16 protein-coding genes are annotated in these 18,579 nt (G+C 68.2%); 5 read left to right on the top strand and 11 right to left on the bottom strand.

Going from position 1 to position 18,579, the window contains the following annotated elements; genetic code table 11:
- The first annotated feature begins 145 nt into the window (after positions 1-145).
- From BM388_RS02135 to BM388_RS02150, 4 genes are all read left to right on the top strand, one after another.
- A complete protein-coding gene (locus tag BM388_RS02135; RefSeq protein ID WP_089846733.1) occupies positions 146-838 on the top strand; it encodes a TIGR04283 family arsenosugar biosynthesis glycosyltransferase in 693 nt (230 codons plus the stop codon).
- On the top strand, positions 828-1,520 hold the full coding sequence (locus tag BM388_RS02140) for a TIGR04282 family arsenosugar biosynthesis glycosyltransferase (RefSeq protein WP_089846734.1): 693 nt from the start codon (positions 828-830) through the stop codon (positions 1,518-1,520). Before BM388_RS02135 ends, BM388_RS02140 begins: the two co-directional genes overlap by 11 nt.
- A gap of 148 nt (positions 1,521-1,668) precedes the next feature.
- A complete protein-coding gene (locus BM388_RS02145; protein WP_089846736.1) occupies positions 1,669-2,247 on the top strand; it encodes a sigma-70 family RNA polymerase sigma factor in 579 nt (192 codons plus the stop codon).
- Positions 2,244-2,441 carry a zf-HC2 domain-containing protein gene (locus BM388_RS02150; protein ID WP_089846738.1) on the top strand — a complete coding sequence of 66 codons (198 nt, stop codon included), beginning with the start codon at positions 2,244-2,246 and terminating at the stop codon, positions 2,439-2,441. Before BM388_RS02145 ends, BM388_RS02150 begins: the two co-directional genes overlap by 4 nt.
- Before the next feature lies 1 nt (position 2,442).
- On the opposite strand, the gene BM388_RS02155 is transcribed toward BM388_RS02150, so the two are convergent.
- Positions 2,443-2,901, bottom strand: coding sequence for a DUF302 domain-containing protein (locus BM388_RS02155; RefSeq protein WP_245781437.1), 459 nt, complete (start codon positions 2,899-2,901; stop codon positions 2,443-2,445).
- A 122-nt stretch (positions 2,902-3,023) separates the two neighbouring features.
- On the opposite strand from BM388_RS02155, the gene BM388_RS02160 reads away from it, so the two are divergent.
- Complete coding sequence (locus BM388_RS02160; RefSeq protein ID WP_089846742.1) at positions 3,024-3,710, top strand: DUF3047 domain-containing protein; 687 nt, start codon at positions 3,024-3,026, stop codon at positions 3,708-3,710.
- 45 nt (positions 3,711-3,755) lie between these two features.
- On the opposite strand, the gene BM388_RS17785 is transcribed toward BM388_RS02160, so the two are convergent.
- The 10 genes from BM388_RS17785 to BM388_RS02210 all read right to left on the bottom strand — a co-directional run bounded on the left by BM388_RS17785 (position 3,756) and on the right by BM388_RS02210 (position 18,473).
- Complete coding sequence (locus BM388_RS17785) at positions 3,756-4,394, bottom strand: DinB family protein (RefSeq protein ID WP_175535018.1); 639 nt, start codon at positions 4,392-4,394, stop codon at positions 3,756-3,758.
- A gap of 109 nt (positions 4,395-4,503) precedes the next feature.
- Positions 4,504-4,791, bottom strand: coding sequence for a hypothetical protein (locus tag BM388_RS17790; protein WP_089846746.1), 288 nt, complete (start codon positions 4,789-4,791; stop codon positions 4,504-4,506).
- 190 nt (positions 4,792-4,981) lie between these two features.
- Entirely contained in the window at positions 4,982-7,465 is a 2,484-nt protein-coding gene (locus tag BM388_RS02175) for a PqqD family peptide modification chaperone (RefSeq protein WP_175535019.1), read from the bottom strand.
- A 258-nt stretch (positions 7,466-7,723) separates the two neighbouring features.
- On the bottom strand, positions 7,724-8,407 hold the full coding sequence (locus tag BM388_RS02180) for a haloacid dehalogenase type II (RefSeq protein ID WP_089846750.1): 684 nt from the start codon (positions 8,405-8,407) through the stop codon (positions 7,724-7,726).
- Between the two features lie 175 nt (positions 8,408-8,582).
- A complete protein-coding gene (locus BM388_RS02185) occupies positions 8,583-10,010 on the bottom strand; it encodes an aminotransferase (protein ID WP_089846752.1) in 1,428 nt (475 codons plus the stop codon).
- Between the two features lie 274 nt (positions 10,011-10,284).
- Complete coding sequence (locus BM388_RS02190) at positions 10,285-11,766, bottom strand: NAD-dependent succinate-semialdehyde dehydrogenase (protein ID WP_089846754.1); 1,482 nt, start codon at positions 11,764-11,766, stop codon at positions 10,285-10,287.
- Positions 11,767-12,076: 310 nt separating this feature from the next.
- The gene (locus BM388_RS02195; protein WP_089846756.1) at positions 12,077-14,860 is read right to left on the bottom strand and encodes an aminotransferase class I/II-fold pyridoxal phosphate-dependent enzyme; all 2,784 of its coding nucleotides are present in this window, start codon (positions 14,858-14,860) and stop codon (positions 12,077-12,079) included.
- 71 nt (positions 14,861-14,931) lie between these two features.
- A complete protein-coding gene (locus BM388_RS02200) occupies positions 14,932-15,930 on the bottom strand; it encodes a C45 family autoproteolytic acyltransferase/hydrolase (protein WP_245781438.1) in 999 nt (332 codons plus the stop codon).
- A gap of 47 nt (positions 15,931-15,977) precedes the next feature.
- The gene (locus BM388_RS02205; RefSeq protein WP_089846758.1) at positions 15,978-17,450 is read right to left on the bottom strand and encodes a biotin carboxylase; all 1,473 of its coding nucleotides are present in this window, start codon (positions 17,448-17,450) and stop codon (positions 15,978-15,980) included.
- Between the two features lie 153 nt (positions 17,451-17,603).
- Positions 17,604-18,473: a carbon-nitrogen hydrolase family protein gene (locus tag BM388_RS02210; RefSeq protein WP_089846760.1), complete on the bottom strand. Its 870-nt coding sequence runs from the start codon at positions 18,471-18,473 to the stop codon at positions 17,604-17,606.
- Positions 18,474-18,579 lie beyond the last annotated feature (106 nt).

An 18,579-nucleotide genomic window follows, 5' to 3' on the forward strand; every position in this document is an offset into this window, starting at 1 on the left:
GCCGTCGCCGCCGGGACGCGGACGGCCTTATCCCTCTGTCGCGCGGTGCCCGACGACCTTACGCGCGCGATAGACTGTAAGCTGGCGGCTTCCGCTCCGACTCAGGCGCGGCGAGAGTGCCTTAACGATCCCCAGGAGAGACGACATGCCGGCGAGGCCGCGGCTCAGCATCATCGTTCCGACCCTCAATGAAGCGGCCATCATCGAGGCGCAGCTCACCCGCCTCGCGCCCCGGCGCGCCAGCGGCGCGGAGCTCCTGGTCGTCGACGGCGGCAGCCGCGACGCGACCCTGGCCCGGGCGCGCCCGCTGGCCTCGCGGGTGATCGAGAGCGCGCCCGGCCGCGCCCGGCAGATGAATGCCGGCGCCCGGGAGGCCCGGGGCCAAGCGCTACTCTTCCTGCATGCCGACACCGTCCTGCCGCCGGGGGCAGAGGCCGCGATCGCCGCGGCGCTGGTCGAGGGGCGCGACTGGGGGCGCTTCGACGTGCGGCTGGCCGGCCGCCATCCGCTGCTGCCCGTGATCGCCTTCGCCATGAACCAACGCTCGCGCTGCACGGGCATCGCTACCGGCGACCAGGGCCTGTTCATGACCCGTGAGGCTTTCGCGGGCGCGGGCGGCTTTCCCGATCAGCCGCTGATGGAGGACATCGAGATGTCACGACGGCTCAAGCGGCTCTCGAGGCCCGCCTGCCTGCGCGAGAAGGTGACGACCTCGGGACGGCGCTGGGAGCAGGGCGGCGCCTGGCGGACCATCCTGCTGATGTGGCGGCTGCGCTGGCGCTACTGGCGGGGCGCCTCCCCCGACGACCTGGCCCGGGCATATCGCCATGTGCGCTGACGTCCGCGACACCTTTCCCCTGGCGATACTCGCCAAGGCGCCGATTCCCGGCCGCGCCAAGACCCGGCTGATTCCGGCCCTCGGCGCCAAGGGCGCCTGCCGGCTCCACGAGCGGCTGCTGCGCCATGCGCTGGCCACCGCCCTGGCGGCGACCTCGCCTGACCGCATCACCCTGTGGACGGCACTTCAGCACGATCACCCGCTGTTCCGGGAGCTGGCCGACCGCCACGGCATCGCGCTACGCGCCCAGCCCGAGGGCGATCTGGGCGCGCGCATGCACCAGGCCCTCGCGGCCATGGACGCACCGGGGCTTCTGATCGGCAGCGACTGTCCGGCGCTGACCCCGGCGCTGCTGCAGCGCTGCCGGGCGACGCTGAGCGATGCCGACGGCGTCTTCGTGCCGGCCGAGGATGGCGGCTACGCGCTGGTCGGCACAAGGCGCGCCGAACGCCGCCTGTTCAGCGCCATCGACTGGGGCACGGAGCGCGTCATGGCCCAGACCCGCGCGCGCGCCGAGGAAATGGGCTGGCGACTGGCCTGCCCGGCGCGACTCTGGGACGTCGACCGGCCGGAGGACCTCGAACGGCTGGCCCGCCTCGGCGACTCGCTCGGCGTCTGCTTGTTTGACCACCGGCTCGATGACCGGCTCGATGACGGTCTCGATGAGCGTCTGGTTGATTGAGAGTGAGGCCTCGCCGTCGGGCGCGCGCCCTGTAAGGAACGCCGTGGGGCCGCGACCCAGCGGAGAGTCCATACTCAACAGCTAATCTAAGCTGCTAGACTTTTCCCGCAGCGCGCACAACAACGACAGCGGGAACGGGGGCTCACCGATGGACGAAAAAGCACACAGGCTGGAGCGGCTCGCCTCGGTAAGGCCGCGCCTGGTCTCCTTCGCCCTCATGCACTTGCGTGATCGAAGCCAGGCAGAGGATGCCGTTCAGGAGGCCATGATGTCTGCCATCGAGAAGAACGACAGCTTCGCCGGACGCTCCGGCTACGAGACCTGGGTCTTCGGCATCCTCAAGTACAAGATCCTCGACACCATGCGCGCCCAGAAGCGCCAGGGCCGCTGGCAGCCGCTGGCGGACGAGAACGACGACGAGGCGATCGACCGGCAGTTCCAGCAGAACGGCCGCTGGCAGCAGGAGGCCCGTCCGCAGAGCTGGGGAGAGCCCGAGGCCGCCTTCGAGACTGAACGCTTCTGGCAGGTCTTCGACGCCTGCATGATCGCCCTGCCGGACAGCGCCGCGCGAATCTTCTCCCTGCGCGAGCTGATGGGGCTCTCCACCGAGGAGATCTGCCGGGAGCTCGGCATCAAGGAGAACAACTGCTGGGTGATGCTGCATCGCGCCCGGTTGAGGCTGCGCGCCTGCATCGAGCGGGGCTGGCTCGAGGGAGACGCCTCATGATGATGTGCAAGGAAGCGACTCGCCTGATGTCGCTGCGCCAGGACCGCTCGCTCAGCTTCCAGGAGAAATTCACGCTGCGGCTGCACCTCGCCATGTGCAGCGCCTGCCGGGAGTGCGACCGGCAGTTCACGCTACTCCACGGCGTCGGCCGGCACTACGACCCCGAGCAAGACGACGACGAGCCGTCGGCATGAGTCACCGGCCCGCGGCGGCGCCGGCCAGGCCCTCGAGCACGCCGGCGATCTTCTCCAGGGGCAACCCGCACTCATCCAGGGCGTGGCGCTCGGCCAGGTAGTGGGGAGAATTCCACTCCAGCCGAACGCCCTGATCGGTCTCCCTCACCACCATCTTCTGCGGCAGGTCCAGCGCCACGCTGCCCTGGCACTGCATCATCGGCGTGCCCACCGCCGGGTTGCCGAAGATGAAGGTCCGGGTCGCCGGCAGCGAGCGCTCCACGCGCTGGGCGTTGGCCGCGTGGTCGACGACGCTCATCAGGGTCAGCCCCCGCGCCTTGATCGCCTCGCGCAGCCGCTGATCGACGCGCTCGATGGCGTCGTCCGACTCGAGATGCATGATGCCGTGCGACGCCGCCTGCGCGACCGGCACTACGGCCATGAGCAGGCTCAGGGCCGCCCCAAGCAACGCTCTACGCATGATATCGCTCCTCTTGCCGTATGCTGGTGGGGTATCGATCCGCTCAGCGTGGTCGAGGCTCGCGGTCCTGACAAGCCTCCGCGGCCTCGAGTTCGCCCCCCGATTCCAGGAGTGAACGTGCGATGACGCGACACCCCCTTTCCACCCGCCGTCTGATACTGGCCGCGCTCTGCGCCGGACCGACCCTGGTCGGGGCCGGCCAGAGCCTCGCCGACGAAGCCCTGCACTTCTCGCCGGAGGAGATCCGCGGCTGGTCGACCCGCGTCTTCGCGGGCGAGACCGAGTACCGGGTCGTCGAACTGGACGGCACGCAGGCGCTCCGGGCCCGCGCCCGCCGACAGGCCTCGGCGAAATACCTGGAGCGCGAGATCGACCTCGGCGAGACGCCGTACCTGCAGTGGTGCTGGCGAGTCTCGGAGGTGCACGAGGGGCTCGACGAGACGAAGAAGTCGGGGGACGACTACCCGGCCAGGGTCTACGTGGCTCGAAAGACGGGGCTGCTGCCCTGGCAGGTGGAGTCGGTGAACTACGTCTGGGCCTCGAGCCAGCCGGCCGGCAGCGCCTGGCCCAACGCCTTCACCGACCGCGCTCAGCTGCTGGCGCTGCAGAGCGGCGACGCCCGGGTGGGCGAATGGGTGGCGGAGGTGCGCGACGTCGGCGCGGACTACCGGCGACTCTTCGGCAGTCGAGCGACCCGCATCGATGGCCTGGCCCTGATGAGCGACGGCGACAACGCCGGCGTCGATGCCACGGCCTGGTTCACCCACCTGGCCTTCTCCGCCTCGCCCACGCCGCCCTCCTGCCCCTGACGCGCTCAGTCGATAGCGACGAAAGCAGATCGCCATAGCGCCAGATCAGGGTGCCGACCACGATGGCAACATAGCAGACGAAGGGGATGGCGCGCCGGGTGCGGTCGCCGCTTCCCGCTGCCAGTGGCGCAGGGTGGAGGGGTGAACGCCGAACGATGCCGGCAGGGCGATGCCGATCTGCTCGGCCAGCAGGCCGATGATCGCCATGTGATGCACGGTATGGCTGGCCAGGAAGGCCAGTTCACGGGCCAGGCTGGACGGCAGGGCGAGGCGCGCCTCATCGTCCGCGACGCGATCGGAGGCCGGCGCGTCGGCGTCCTGGCAATGGCGCAGGGTCAGGCGCTCGGGCGACGCCTGGCCCTGAAGCGACGAGAGCCAGGTATCGAGGGCGGCCAGACGCCGGGCGGCCTCGTCGGGCCGGGCTTCGAGGGCCGGGTCGCGACGACGCTGCTCGTAGTCGAGGGTCTCGGCGCCCGCCTCGAGCCCGTCGATCAGCGCCTCATAGTGGTCGATGATATGGCGAACATGCTTGCCGAGGGTGTGACGCCCATGGACGCCGAAGACTCGGCGATAGGCCTCGGGGGCCAGGTCGTCGAGCAGGCTATTGAGCTGGGCCAGCGCCATCCGGTTCTCCTCGATGAGGCCCGGGGCGGTTCGCGATGGCAAGGTTGCGGGAATCGGCATGGTGGCTGTCCTGTCGGGTCCGTGTTGGGCCCGCCCGAAAGCGGGGAGGAAGCCGGGGCCGTCACCCGTGGCGACGGCCCGGCCTCTCAGGGAAGGGGCGATGGCGAGATCACCCCTCGGCCTCGGCTTCTGCTTCCCCCTCGGCTTCCTCTTCGGGTTCACCCTCGGCCTCTCCTTCGGCCTCTCCTTCGGCCTCGGCATGCGCCTCGGCCAGCATCAGGGGCGCCTCCTGGCCGCTGGTGAAGCCGCTGGAGGCGCCCGGCCCCTCGGCGGGCTCGCTGGCCACGGCCTGGAAGGCCGCTCCGCTCGCCACCAGCAGCAGTGCCGGCGCCGTGGAGCCGAGCTGGCGGCCGAGCCGGCCCAGCAGGTTGCGACGTTTCTCGTCGTGCAGTGTCATGGTTCTGACCTCCTCGATTGGCAGTCTCGACACGTCCCGTCAACGCGCGCTCGCTATCCACGCTCGACGTCCGCGCTCGAATGGCATGCTCGACACGCCGTGCGTGGCGTCATGCCCTGGACCGGTCCGGAGGACCGGCCCCGTCATCGGCGCTGCCGCGGCAGCGGCAGCGCCGTATGCTCGTGCCCGGCTACTGACCCGCCGCGGCGGGGCGGGAGACCTGGGCTTCGGGAGCGATGTGGGTGGCCATCCAAGCGGCCAGGGACGCGGACGACGGCCCCTGCGCCTCGCTCCCTGTTTGTGTCGCTTCTGTCTCGCTCTCGCTGTCTGTCGGGATGGCGCTCAGGGCCAGGGTGGAAAGCCAGTCGCCAAGGGCCGTCACGCCGTGACCCTCCAGCATCTGCCCTTCCCCAGCCAGGCAGTGCGGCAGCAGCGCACCCAGGGCCTCCAGCATGGCAACCGGGGCCAGGGGCTCCTGGACGTGCTCGCCGCCCGGCAGCAGCACGCCGCGCAGGGTCACGCCGGCCGGCATCCTCGAGGCGGTCCGCGCGCTCGCCGGCTCGTCGGCGGCGTCCGCCAGGGGGAGATCTAGGGGCTCGGCCCGCGCCGGGTCAGCGAGGTCCAGGCGCACGCCGCGGGTCGGCCGGCCTCCGCCGGCCTCGCGCAACCGCGCGAGCAGGCGGCGGCGCGGCGCGCCCTCGGGAAGCAGACAGAGCACCGCAGTTTCGTCGGGCATCACCAGCAGGGGCGCATCGATCACCGGACGGTCGGGGCTCGCGACTCGGCGCAGCAGGTGCGTCGTCAGCGCGGGAGCCAGCTGGGCCAGCGTCAGCCGAGAGGCCAGCAGCCGATCGGCATCGGCCAGGGCGTAGCCCACCGTCTCGCGCAGCACCCGAAGCCGCGGCAGTCGACTCGCCACCTCGTCGGCGAGGGGTGTCAGCCGCGTGCCGAAGCCGGCCGCGAGCCGCGCGATGGCCGGGGGGCTCGCCACCGACAGCGCCCACTCCTGCCCCGCCAGACGCAGCGCGAATAGGCGCTCGACGGAGGGCGTCTCGGGTGCCGGCGTGTCGGCCTCGGCGGCCGGCGCGTCCGCGGCGTCCCGCTCGCCCGCCTGGCGAAGCAGGCCGCCGCGGCACCAGTCGTGCAGGGTGAGCCAGACCTTCCGGCGCAGGCTCTCGTGATCGGTACCGTGCGCGTCCGGTCTCTCTTCTTCCCCCCCGGCCGTGGCGCTCGCCAACGCCTCGACGATGGCGTCGAGATCGAGCCCCTCGGTCGCCAGCAGCCAGATCAGCGCCGCCGTGTCGTTGGGCCGGTAGAGATCGCCCCGTCGCGTGTCGTAGAGGGCGAGGCGCTCCTCGTCGACGATCTCAGAGACGTGGCGGCGCGCAATACGCGGGGCCGGCAGCGAACGCCCGGCGAGCCCCTCGGCCAGCCGCCGGTCGGCCAGGCTCGGCAGCGTGAAGTACGGCAGGTAGCACTCGGGATCGACGGCCGGCAGCAGCCGCCGGAAGCCGCCGGCGCGGGCCCGCTCCGCCTCGGCCTCGGCGACCAGCGCCGCGGCCGCCCCCGGCGCCTGGTCAGCCTCCTCGCTTGCCGCCTCGGTCGATACCTTTCTTGCCGCTCGGCCGGGAATGTCGATGAGCGTTACCAGGTCCCGAACCAGACCGCCCTTGACGGCCTCCTCGACCCGCCCGCCCGACTCCGGGGCGGCGCAGATGCCAAGCGACGGACTCAGGTTGCACTCGAGTATCCACGGCTTGAGGGTGTCATCCACCAGGCAGTCGAGCCCCAGCAGCTCGTAGCAGCCGCGCGGGTCGGCGGCGGCCTCAGCCGTGCGAGCGCGCATGGCATCCACGGCGGAGATCACGGTCAGCGCCACCAGGTCCTCGATGCGGGCGAACAGGGCCTCGTCGTCATGCCTCTGATCCTTGAGCCACTGGCGGTAGCGATCGAAGTCGATGAACTCCACCGGCACCTCGGCGCGGTCGTTCAGGGCATTGATATCCGGATTGGTCAGCTGGCTGTAGGGGTTGTCGGCATCGTCGGGATCCCAGGGCTCCGAGGCCAGCTTGGCGAAGCCCTGGCGGTAGAGATAGACACGCAGCGGCGCAAGCGAGCTGATCAGCACATAGAGGCGCAGCACATACTTGTGGCCGCGGATGGTGTGGGGGTTGGCCAGGTACTCCTGCACCAGCCAGTCCCGGGCGAGGGGCGCCTCGCCGACATCCTTAAGCAGCCGTATGCCCTTGCCCTTTGAGGCGTTGGTGGGCTTGAGGATCCAGCGCTGCTCGGGGTGATCCCGGGCGGCCTGCTGCAGCGCGTGGTAGTCACCGGGCATCACATAGGCGCGGGGAAAGAAGGCCAGCCGCCGGGCGAGTCCATGCTCGGGCCCGTGGCTCTCGTGGATGCGCTCGCGCAGGGTGGAGAGGCTCTCGTGCAGGCGACTCTTGACGGTGAGCGCCGCATTGCCCGGGAAGTGATTCAGGGTGCGCGTCGGCGAGACCCGCCGGAACTGCCTGGCCTCCGGCATGCCGGTGATCCAGCCGGCGTCCCAGTCATGCTCGTCCCCGACCTGCCATCCCAGGGGCTCCAGGGCCTCGCGGAAGAAGCGATCCTGTTCCGCGGCCCGCTGGCCACCCAGCCAGAAACGTCTCGGCGAATGTGGCTCCGTCATGCTCGGATTCTCCTGTGCGGCCATCGCGTGGGGGACATGGGCACTCTGTCGTCGCTGCCAGGCGCTCCTTACAGAGATAGCCACCACCAGGCGATCCGTCGCGCCTCGATTTCTGGAACGATCGACTCATTGATGGCCGCAAGGCGACGCCATGGCGAAGAGCCGTGCTACGTGCCTCGGCCCGATACGACGACGCCCTGGCCGGTTGACCGGCCAGGGCGTCGTCATGAGGGACTCATCGCCGCGTTACGCGGCGGCTCAGGCCAGCCGCTCGGCCAGGGCGTCGAGGTCGGCCACGGTAAAGTCCGGATCGATCCCCCAGGGATCGAAGGGCGCATCCGGGCTGCGCCGCACCCAGGCGGCATGCAGGCCGGCGTGACGCGCACCGATCACGTCGAAGGCGTTGCTGGAGATCAGCCAGGTGTCGCCGGGCTCGCTCTCCAGCCGATAGCGCAGGTGGGCGTAGACCGCCGGGTCGGGCTTGAAGCGCTTTATCTCGTCGACGCTGACCACGTCATCGAAGCGCTCGCGAATCCCGGCCTGCGCGAGCAGCCTCTCGACCGCCTCGCGGCTGCCATTGGAGAAGGCCACGCAGCTCACCCCCGCCGCGACGAGACGATCCAGTGCGGCCGCGGCTTCCGGGAAGGCCGGCAGGCGCTCATAGACGCCCATCAGGTGCTCCTTGTCGGTCTCCGAGAAACGCGTCTGCAGGGCGCGATCGGTGAACTCCAGCGCCTCGCGGGTGCAGCGGGCGAAGTCGACGTAGGCCCCCATCAGGCCCCGGCGGAAGCTGTACTCCAGCTGCTTGTCGCGCCAGCGGCGCGAGAACTCGGGAGCCAGCTCCGAGCGGTCCTGCCCGGCGAGACGCTGCTCGAGCTCGGCGACCACGCCATGGGTGTCGATCAGGGTCCCGTAGACGTCGAAGGCCAGTACCGTTGCCATCTCCTTGCTCCTTCCATCGGTGAACGCTCCCAGCGTGCGCCAGGACGCACGCCGCGACAAGTCGGCGCGAGGGCCGGGCTCAGCCGGCCAAAAGCCGCGCCAGGACGAGCCGGCAGCGGCGAGAATCAGTGCGGAGCAACGCCGGCCCCTGGCGGGGCCGGCGACGGGTGCGCCGTCAGGCGACGGTGGCGGCCATGCCCCTGACGGCGCCCTCGCGGACCAGCTCGTCGAGCACCGCGTCCACGGCGCGACGGGCCCGAGCGACGATCTCGTCGACCTCCTCGCGGCTGGTGGTCAGCGGCGGCGCGAAGCCCAGGATGTCGCCCTGGGGCATGGCGCGGGCGATCAGGTTCTCCTGCATCGCCGCGGCGGCGATGCGCGGGCCGACCTTGAGCGTGGGATCGAAGTCCTGGCGACGAGCAGGATCGGCGGCGAACTCCAGCGCCGCCAGCATGCCCACGCCGCGCACGTTGCCGACGATGGGGTGGTCGCCGAAGGCGGCCTGCATCCGCTGCTGCAGGTAGGCGCCGGTCTCGGCGGCGTTTTGGGTCAGCCCCTCGCGCTCGATGATCGCCAGGTTGGCGAGCCCCGCGGCGCAGCCGAGGGCATGCCCGGAGTAGGTCCAGCCGTGACCGATCGGGCCGTACTCGCCGGTCCCCTGCTCCAGGACCTTCCACACGCGGTCGCCGACGATCACCCCGGAGAGCGGCTGGTAGGCGCTGGTCAGGCCCTTGGCGATGGTGATGAGGTCGGGCTTGATGCCGTAGAAGTGGCTGCCGAAGTCGGCGCCGATGCGCCCGAAGCCGCAGACCACCTCGTCGGCGATCAGCAGCACGTCGTACTTGGCCAGCACCGCCTGGATCTCGGTCCAGTAGCCCTCCGGCGGCGGCACGATGCCGCCAGTGCCGAGCACCGGCTCGCCGATGAAGGCGGCCACGGTGTCCGGGCCCTCGGCGAGGATCATCTCCTCGAGCCTAGTCGCGCAGTGCTTCGAGAACTCGCGCTCGGTCATGCCCTCGAGCTCCGCGGCCCGCTGGTAGTAGAACGGCGCCTCGGTGTGGCGGATGGTGTCGATGGGCAGGTCGAAGTTATCGTGGAACGCCTTGAGGCCGGTCAGCGAGCCCGAGGCGATGCCGGAGCCGTGGTAGCCGCGCATCCGCGAGATCACCTTCTTCTTCTGCGGCAGGCCGCGCACGTTGTTGTAGTAGCGCACGGTCTTCAGCTGAGTCTCGTTGGCGTCACTGCCCGACATGCCGTAGTAGACCTTGGACATGCCGGGGCCGGCGAGCTCTAGGATCTTCTCGGAGAGCGCGATCTGCGGCTCGTTGGAGTGCCCCACGTAGGTGTGGTAGTAGGACATCTTCAGGGCCTGCTCATAGATGGCCTCGGCCACCTCGGTCCGGCCGTAGCCGATATTGACGCAGTACAGGCCGGCGAAGCCGTCGATGAACTCGCGGCCATCCTTGTCGACGATGTGGATGCCCTGGCCGCCGGTGATCACCCGGCCCGGCGCATCGCCGTGGGCGAAGTCGCGCAGGTGGGTGGAGGCGTGGAAGGTCACCTTGCGGTCGCGCTCGATCAGGTCCCGGTGCTGCTGGTTCATGTGTTTCCTCTGCTCATGTCAGGCTCCCCGGCTCCTGCCGGGAAGGATGTTCATCGAATTCGAATGCTGGTTGGCATCGCCGTCATGCACCATCTCGCGATGCCCGAGGACGAAACCCTGAGGCTTCGCTTGCGGCCTGCGCGTCGGGTCGGATCAAGGTCCCTCTTGCCGACCCTCGATCGACATCCTTGTCGATCGCCGCGCGCCGCGGCGCTTGCCTCAGCGCCCTCGGGTAAATATCGCTCGCTGGCACATCCCGGCGCTGTCTCGAAAGCTAGCTCCCGGACACGGAGCCCAGGGCGCCGAGGCAGTAATACTTGGTCTCCAGGTACTCGTCGATGCCGGTCACCCCGCCCTCGCGGCCGAGGCCGGAGTGCTTGACGCCGCCGAAGGGCACCGGGGGGCCGGTCATCTTCACCGAGTTCACCGAGACCATGCCGAACTCCAGGGCCCGCAGGACCTTCCAGATGCGGCGGATGTCGTGGGTGTAGAGATAAGCCGCCAGGCCGTACTCGGTGTCGTTAGCCATCTCGATGACCTGATCGTCGTCCGCGTAGGCGGTGATCCCGGCCACCGGCGCGAAGCTCTCCTCGTGCCAGAGCTTCATGTCGCGGGTCACGCCCGTCAGCAGCACCGGCATGAAGAAGTTCTCGCCGGGGGCCTGGCTCTGGTCGCCGGCCACCATCGTCGCGCCCTTGGAGATGGCGTCGTCGACGATGGCCGCGGCCTTCTCCACCGCCTGGCGATGGATCAGCGGGCCCAGGTCGATCTCGCCTTCCTGGCCGTTGCCCACCGTCAGCGCCGCCATGCGCTCAGCGAAGTGCGCGACGAACGCGTCATGGATCGACTCGTGGACCAGGATGCGGTCCGCGGCCAGGCAGTCCTGCCCGGCGGTCTGGAACTTGGCCGCCACCGCGGCGAAGGCCGCCTCCTTGGGGTCCATGTCCGGCCCGACGATGAAGGGGGCATTGCCGCCCAGCTCCAGCGAGACGCGCTTCACGGTGTTGGCGCACTGCTCCAGCAGCAGCCGGCCGACTCGGGTGGAGCCGGTGAAGGAGAGCGCCTTGACGCGATCCTCGCCGCACAGGATCCGCGACACCTCGGGCGGGTCGCCCAGCACCACATTGAACACCCCGGCCGGGATACCGGCCCGCTCGGCAAGCTCCGCCAGTGCCAGCGCCGAGAACGGGGTCTCGCCGGCGGGCTTGACGATCACCGTGCAGCCGGCGGCCATGGCGGCAGCGGCCTTGCGGGTGATCATCGCCAGCGGGAAGTTCCAGGGCGTGATCAGCGCGGCGATGCCCACCGGCTCCTTGAGGGTGCCGAGCGCCGCATTGGGGATGTGGCTGGGGATCGTCTCGCCGAAGGTGCGTTTGCCCTCCTCGGCGAACCAGCGCACGAAGCTCGCCCCGTACTCCACCTCACCCCGGGCATCGGGCAGCGGCTTGCCCTGCTCAAGGGTCATCAGCAGCGCGAGATCCTCGCGGTTGGCCTGCAGCAGGTCGTACCAGGCGAGCAGGCGCTCGCAGCGCTCGTCGGCGCGCAGGGCGCGCCAGTGCACGAAGGCGGCCTCGGCGGCGTCCACGCTGGCGGTGATCTGGTGGGGCTCCAGCCAGGGGATATGGCCGAGGGTCTCGCCGGTGGCCGGGTCGAACACGGCCTCCTCGCGGTTGCCGTCGCCGTGGGTCCACTTGCCGTCCACGTAGGCGTACTGACGGAACAGACGCGGATCGCTGAGCTTGTTGGACAGAGTCATGCGCTACCTCCCCTGACGCGCCGGCGTGTGTCAGCGCCGGCAATGTTCCGGCGCGGTTCTGGGCGCCGAGAAAATGGTTCCGGCGCGGTTCTAGGCGCCGAGAAAATGGTTCCGGCGCGGCTCTGGGCGCCGAGAAAACGAAGAAACGGACGAGCCGCCTGTTCACACGATCAGGTCGGCTCGATGGGTACAGGGTAAGGGATATGGCGGGACGGGATTTTTCGTTGGGCCGGACGAGAGGCGCAGGATTTTTTGTCCTGCGCCGGGAAGATGCGGTTTTTTCTGTTGCTACGTCATTCAGCCCCGTGGCTCAGCCCAGCGGCGGGTCGCTGAGGGCCTCCTCGGTGAACACCAGCAGGCCGAGTTCGGGCCGGTAGCCGTGGATCTCGGTGACGTCCAGGGCCTGCAGGAAGTAGAGGATCTCCTCGCTGACCACCTGGCCGGGGACCAGCACCGGGAAGCCCGGCGGATAGGGAATCACGAAACTCGCCGAGACCACGTCGCGGCCGTCGCGCATCTGTGCCTGCAGCTCGCCGTTGTCGAAGCGCAGGTACTCGGTGTTCTCCTCGTCATAGCTCAGGAAGTAAGCGCGGCGGATGTCCCCCTCCGGCGTGGCGCCCTCGGCCTCGGGGCGGAAGGCGTCGTGGAAGCGGCTGAAGTCCGGCAGCGGCGGCAGCTCACAGGTCAGCGAGTGGACGCGATTCTCGATAATCTTGCGCTCGGGACGGCTGCTCTCCTCCCAGCGGTACTCGAACTCCTTGGCCAACTTGATCAGCACGTCGAGCAGGTAGGCGATAGCGCCCCGCGAGGTGCCGATGTTGGTCATGAACAGCACGGTATTGCGCGAGGTCTTGTTGATCTGGATGCCGTACTTGTTCATCAGGTATTCGTTCTTGAAGGTATCGCCGTCGATGCCCGTGGTACCGATGGCGATAGTGATGCGGCTGGGGTCGACGACGAACTCATCATTGGCCCAGGCCTCCTCCATCTTGTTCCAGCCGGTGACCGGATCGTAGAAGGTCTCGACCCCTGATTCCCGGTACTGAAGCGGCACCATGTCCTTGTTGATCAGCACCCGGAAATACTTCTGCAGCAGCGGATGCGTATAGAGCTGCTCGCGCAGCGTCAGCGCGGCCTCGACCTGGGCATGCACCAGCTCGAAGCCCTCCATCTCGGCCTGCATCCGCCCCACGTCCAGCGAGGCGATGATCTGGTAGTTCGGCGAGGTCGAGGTATGGGTCATGTAGGCCTCGTGGAACGGCGCCTCGACCTTCTGACGGTAGTCCTGATCCCAGATATGGATCATCGAGCCCTGGCGCAGCGAGGTCAGGGTCTTGTGGGTGGAGTGGGTGGCATAGGCGCGGATGCGCACCGTGTCGGGATCGGGCTTCAGGCGCCGCTCGAGCCAGGTGGCATCGTCGTCGGGGTCGAGGGCGTCGAACTCCGCCTTCCAGGCGTCGTACTCCTCGCGGTAGGCGGCGCTGCGGTAGCGATCACGCAGGGTGCGGGCGGCATGCATGGCCGTGCGCGGTCGATAGGTCGGGTTGAAGCCAGCGAAGGCGAACCAGGCCTCGTCCCAGAGGAAGACCAAATCAGGCTTGATCGCCAGGCACTCCTCCATCACCCGCCGCACGTTGTAGACCACGCCGTCGAAGGTGCAGTTGGTCAGCAGCAGCATCTTGACCTTGTGGAGCTGGCCCGAGCGCTTGTAGCCGAGCAGCGTCTTCTTGATCTCGTGCAGCGGCACGGCGCCGTACATGGAGTAGTCGTCGAGGGGATAGGAGTCGAGGTAGCTGACGTGGGCACCGGCCAGCACCATGCCGTAGTGGTGCGACTTGTGGCAGTCGCGGTCGATCAGCACGATGTCGCGGGGCTTGACCAGCGCCTGCACCACGATCTTGTTGGCGGTGGAGGTGCCGTTGGTGACGAAGAAGGTCTGGCGCGAGCCGAAGGCCCGGGCGGCATACTCCTGAGCCTTCTTGATCGGCCCGTAGGGCTGCAGCAGGGAGTCGAGCCCGCCGGAGGTGGCCGAGGTCTCGGCGAGGAAGATGTTGATGCCGTAAAAGTCGATCATCTGCCCGGCCCAGTGGGAGCGGGTGACCGACTTACCCCGCGAGATGGGCATGGCATGGAAGACCCCGGTCGGCTTCTTGCTGTACTCGCGCAGGGCGTCGAAGAAGGGCGTGCGGTAGCGATTGTCGATGGCCCGCAAGATGGTGTGATGCTGCTCGATGTAGTCCGTCTCGCGGTAGAAGATGCGATTGAAGTGACGGATGTCGCGGCTGGCCGTGGCCTCCACGTCGCCGCTGGTGACCAGGAACTGATCGATCTCGGGACGCAGCTCGTGGATCATCGAGCTGAGCAGGATGCTGCGCTCGGCCTCGGACTGGTACGCCAGGGACTGCTCGGAGATCCCCTCGAGGTAACTGCGCAGGGCACTGAGGTTGTATTTCGACTTGTAGGGAAACTCGTAGCGGATCAGGCAGGCCTGGATGTTGGGATTGACCAGCACCGCGATCAGCGCGTCCTCGAAGCTGCGCACCGTGACCACGTCATAGACGAAGCGATCTTCCGGGCGGCGCATGTTGTGGAAGGCCTCGCGGACGACCTCCTCCTCCGGGGCCGAGAGGTTGTCGACGATCAGCAGCTCGAAGTAGGGCTGGGCCGAGCTGTTGGAGGCGGGATGGCCACGCCGCAGCTGCGCCAGGGCATCCAGGGTCTCTAGGTCCTCGGCATCGGCATCGGTCTCGGAGAGATCCACCTGGCGCCGCCGGTAGGACTCGCTGATCAGCGCCCGCACCAGGCGCTTGACCACCTTCTCCAGCAGCCCGTACTCCTCGCGGTCGAAGAGCGCCCAGAGATGACGAAAATCCTCCTTGGAGGGGAAGGCGTGGTAGTCCTCGATGATCTCGAGCCGCGTCAGCTTGACGTCGACCGCCTTGATCAGATTCTTGGCCCGGCCCTCGTCCTCCAGGCGCACCAGCTGCCCCAGATCGCGCTTCAGCGCATTCCAGGTGTCGGCACGCAGCTGGGAGATCTTGTGGTAGAAGCCCAGGGCGGTGTAGGGCGTCTCGGTTTGCGTCAACTCTTGCATGGCAACACCCATCCAGGTTCGTTGTTATTGAAACGCGGCGCCGCCACGAGGCGGCGGCGAGCGGGCCGGGATCAGCCGGCATGCAGGCCGCGCGCCCCGTAGCGCACGGTGATCCGCTCCTCGGGGAAGTGATCGAAGCCCAGATCGAGAGTCAGGCCGGGCCAGTGAAATTGCGCGCGCCCCGTCGTGGGGCGATAGACCGCGGTATAGACCGTGCCCAGCCCGCGGCGATAGTCGTGGCGAAAAAGCGGCGGCGACGAGAAGGCGGCGATCAGCCGCTCCTCGGTGGTGGTCTCGTCGTCCACCAGGATCGACAGCTGACGCTCGCGGATCAGCGTCTCCGAGGCGAGCGCATGGGCATACCACTCGATCTTCTTCTGGTGATTGGTCGCCACCGGCACCCGCCGGATGCTGGCACGACGGTCCGGGCCGATCATCGCCGTGACGTAGCGCCCGGCGGCGTCGGCCACGGTGATGTTGTAGGCCATGTGGGTGGGGATGCGCGCCAGCACCTCGGCGGCCTCGGGCACGCTGTCGCAGAACTCCAGCAGGTAGCGCAGGATGATCGGCGCGCCGAAGCCCTGGCCTACCGACTTGCGCCCGCCGAAGGCCAGCGATACGGCGAGCCCTCGGTCATTCATGCCGTCGAGCACGCCCCACAGACAGTCGGTCATGGCGATCACCCGCCGCTCGTTCCAGCGGGTATAGAGGATGGTCCCCTCGCAGAGCTCCGGGGGGTAGTCGTAGTTGCGCGCCAGCAGCGTCGAGGTGGGACTCGCCAGCACCGCCTGGGAGCAGCCGGTGATGTAGGGCGGCGGCTGGTAGAGGCTCAAAAAGCGCGCGGCGAGATCGCCACCGCCGGTCAGCGTGCAGAGCGCCCGGTAGGTATCGAGCAGCTCCGGCATGTGCTGTCGCAGCGCGTTGTAGCAGGCGAGATACCCCGGTCGCTCGCGCTCCCCTTCGCTCAAGTACCACTGCTCGTAGGCCGGCCAGTGGTACGCGAACAGCCCCTGCCAGCGCGGCCCCGCCGTCTCCTCGTGCACGGTGCGGAAATCGAGCATCTTGTTCATGTCGCCCGGCGGCACCTCCCGCGACGAAGGGGAACCGATCCCGGTATTCACAGGATCTTGAAGTTGCCGCCGCCGACGGCGTGGCTGACGGCCACCTCTTCCACCACCGGATCCTGGAGCGACTGCCCCGTGTACTGCCCGCGGATGCCGTCGATCCACGCCTTGGCGCGGTCGTTGAGCTGAAAGTCGTCGTCCATCAGGCGTCCGCGGGTGATCAGGATGCCGAGATCGGCGCCCTCGTAGCGGAAGTCGCCGGCCCCGCTGATGCGCAGGAAGAAGCCCTCGCTCTCGTCCTCGGCGGCATGGGGGTGATAGTTATAGTGGTGGTAGCCGATGCTGCCGTCGCCGGCCATCTTCCAGACCCCGGTGCGCGGCGCCTGGGTCAGCAGGTCGACGCTCTCGTCGGTGTGTTTGATGACCAGCTGGCTCCAGCTGTCGACGCTCTCGGGATGCGCCCAGCGCTCGTTGATCTCGTTGATGTCGAGGTCGAAGTCGACGTCGGAGAACTCCAGCAGGTGGAACAGGAACAGCGGGATGTCGGAGTGGGCGAAGGCCGCCACGTTGGTCAGCGAGCTGGCGCCGGTGACTCGTGGATTGAGCTCACCGAGATAGACCTCGCCATTGTCCATGTCGATCAGGAAGTCGAGCTCGAAGTAGCCGCGATAGCCCTCCTCGCGCAGCGCCTCGCCGAACTGAAAGGTGTACTCGCGAGCCTTGTCGCGAACCGACTGATCGAAGGCGCCAGCGAACATCTCGTTGCCGCACCAGCCCCCCTTGTAGGGTGTCAGCGTCTTGAAGCCGACCAGCTCGGTCATCAGCGGGCCCACCACGGTGCCGCAGCGGGTGGCACAGGCCTCGATGGCCGAGCCGCGGCAGTTGATGCGCTTCATGATCTTGACCTCGGACTCGGCCTCGATCTCCTCGGCGTGCTTGTAGTAGTCGTCTTCATTGGAAATGAAGAAGGTGGTGTGGCCGGAGTCGCCGAAGGCGGTCTGCACCACCAGGTCGTCGCCGAGCTCCTTGCTGACCTCGCACAGCTCCTGGTAGCTGCCCACCCGGGCCAGCACGTTGGGCACGCTGGGCACGCCAGCCTTGTTGCCGATGCGCACGGTCTCGATCTTGTTGTCCATGCGCGAGCGCAGCTTGGCCGGCGGGAAGGCCACCTTGAGGCCGAGCTGCTCGCAGACCTCCTCGGTGTGCTCGTCGAACATCAGGAAGGCCGCCACGCCGGCATTCTCGCCGTCGGCGCGCGACTGGATGAAGTCGATGACCTCCTTGTGCTCGAGGAGGTAGTTGTTGATGTCCTCGATGCTCTCGAAGTCGCGGGGGAACTTCTCCTTGGGCACGAAGACGTTGCGCTGCTGACCCTCGAAGCAATCGATGTAGTTGATGTGGCGGAAGTTGCCCACCCAGTCGCCGATGCCCAGCAGGTTGAAGTTGGTGGCCGAGATGAAGTAGATCGGCTCCTTGTTATTGAGGAAGTGGCGGCGTACATCGGCAATGGTTGTTATTTTGCTCATCGTGGTCGCTCCATCGGGTACGGAAGAGGCGCCGGGCGCCAGTGACGGGGAAGTGTCCGCGGGGGAATGGCCGAACAGGCGGCGCAGCAGTCGAGACAGGTACTCCAGCATGAGACCTCCAGTCGTCTTCGAGGCACCGCCCGCGGGCGAGGGTCAGTACTCCTCGACGTTGGCTCGGACCGGCTTGGCCAGCGGGCCCAGGGTATCGAGGAATGGGCTCGAGCCGGTCTCGCTGCGATACAGCGAGAAGTCTACCGCGCGGTCGCGGAAGCTCTTCAACGGCTGGCCCAGGCCGCGCAGGCCGGTCTCGCGCTCGCGGCGCACCCGGCTGATGTCGACCTCGATGGGCATGACCTCCTCGCCGGTGCCCGCCTGATGGATCACGTCGCCGGAGGGCCCCACCACGATGGAGCGTCCGTTGCCAAGGGCGCCGGCGCCATTGATGTCGAAGAAGTAGCACTGGTTGACCGCCGCATTGGTGCGCGCGATCGATAGCTCGATGTCGCGGTCGATGGTGTCGGTCATGGTCGGGTGCAGGATCACCTCGGCGCCCATGGCGGCCAGGGTGCGGGTGGTCTCGGGGAACCACATGTCGTAGCAGATCGAGACCCCGAAGCGCGCCACGTTGGGCACGTCGAAGACAACGAACTCGCTGCCGCCCTCCACGCCCGCCTCATAGGGGCGGAAGGGAAACATCTTGCGAAAGCGAGACACCACCTGGCCGTGGGGATTGATCACCGAGAGGGTGTTGAAGATGCCGTCTTCGGTATGCTCGAACATCGAGCCGGGGATCAGCCAGATGCGATGCTGCTCGGCGATCTGGCAGAACAGCGCCTCGGCACCGCTGGGCAGCGGTTGCGCATGATGGGGCGATGCCCCCAGGGGCATCAGTTCGCTGAACAGGACCATCTGTACCTGAGGGAAGCGGCCCATCAGCACGTCGATCCGATGGCGCATGGCCTCGGTGTTGTCACCGTGGTGCAGGGCGTGCATCTGCACCCCGGCAATCGTGAAATAGGACATAGGAGCTCTCTGCGTCAGGCGATCTTGAACACTTCCGGGGCACTTTCGAACCCGAACCGACACCAACGATCGCGTGCCGGCAGGATCGCCCGGTCGGGTGGGCAAA

The sequence above is a fragment of the Halomonas saccharevitans genome, from assembly GCF_900116405.1.
GTDB classification, from domain to species: Bacteria; Pseudomonadota; Gammaproteobacteria; order Pseudomonadales; family Halomonadaceae; genus Halomonas; species Halomonas saccharevitans.

Bases quoted from the DNA above. Each gene is read 5' to 3' on its own strand.
- BM388_RS02135 (WP_089846733.1), top strand. From the start codon at position 146: ATGCCGGCGAGGCCGCGGCTCAGCATCATCGTTCCGACCCTCAATGAA.
- BM388_RS02140 (WP_089846734.1), top strand. From the start codon at position 828: ATGTGCGCTGACGTCCGCGACACCTTTCCCCTGGCGATACTCGCCAAG.
- BM388_RS02145 (WP_089846736.1), top strand. From the start codon at position 1,669: ATGGACGAAAAAGCACACAGGCTGGAGCGGCTCGCCTCGGTAAGGCCG.
- BM388_RS02150 (WP_089846738.1), top strand. From the start codon at position 2,244: ATGATGATGTGCAAGGAAGCGACTCGCCTGATGTCGCTGCGCCAGGAC.
- BM388_RS02155 (WP_245781437.1), bottom strand. From the start codon at position 2,901: ATGCGTAGAGCGTTGCTTGGGGCGGCCCTGAGCCTGCTCATGGCCGTA.
- BM388_RS02160 (WP_089846742.1), top strand. From the start codon at position 3,024: ATGACGCGACACCCCCTTTCCACCCGCCGTCTGATACTGGCCGCGCTC.
- BM388_RS17785 (WP_175535018.1), bottom strand. From the start codon at position 4,394: ATGCCGATTCCCGCAACCTTGCCATCGCGAACCGCCCCGGGCCTCATC.
- BM388_RS17790 (WP_089846746.1), bottom strand. From the start codon at position 4,791: ATGACACTGCACGACGAGAAACGTCGCAACCTGCTGGGCCGGCTCGGC.
- BM388_RS02175 (WP_175535019.1), bottom strand. From the start codon at position 7,465: ATGACGGAGCCACATTCGCCGAGACGTTTCTGGCTGGGTGGCCAGCGG.
- BM388_RS02180 (WP_089846750.1), bottom strand. From the start codon at position 8,407: ATGGCAACGGTACTGGCCTTCGACGTCTACGGGACCCTGATCGACACC.
- BM388_RS02185 (WP_089846752.1), bottom strand. From the start codon at position 10,010: ATGAACCAGCAGCACCGGGACCTGATCGAGCGCGACCGCAAGGTGACC.
- BM388_RS02190 (WP_089846754.1), bottom strand. From the start codon at position 11,766: ATGACTCTGTCCAACAAGCTCAGCGATCCGCGTCTGTTCCGTCAGTAC.
- BM388_RS02195 (WP_089846756.1), bottom strand. From the start codon at position 14,860: ATGCAAGAGTTGACGCAAACCGAGACGCCCTACACCGCCCTGGGCTTC.
- BM388_RS02200 (WP_245781438.1), bottom strand. From the start codon at position 15,930: ATGAACAAGATGCTCGATTTCCGCACCGTGCACGAGGAGACGGCGGGG.
- BM388_RS02205 (WP_089846758.1), bottom strand. From the start codon at position 17,450: ATGAGCAAAATAACAACCATTGCCGATGTACGCCGCCACTTCCTCAAT.
- BM388_RS02210 (WP_089846760.1), bottom strand. From the start codon at position 18,473: ATGTCCTATTTCACGATTGCCGGGGTGCAGATGCACGCCCTGCACCAC.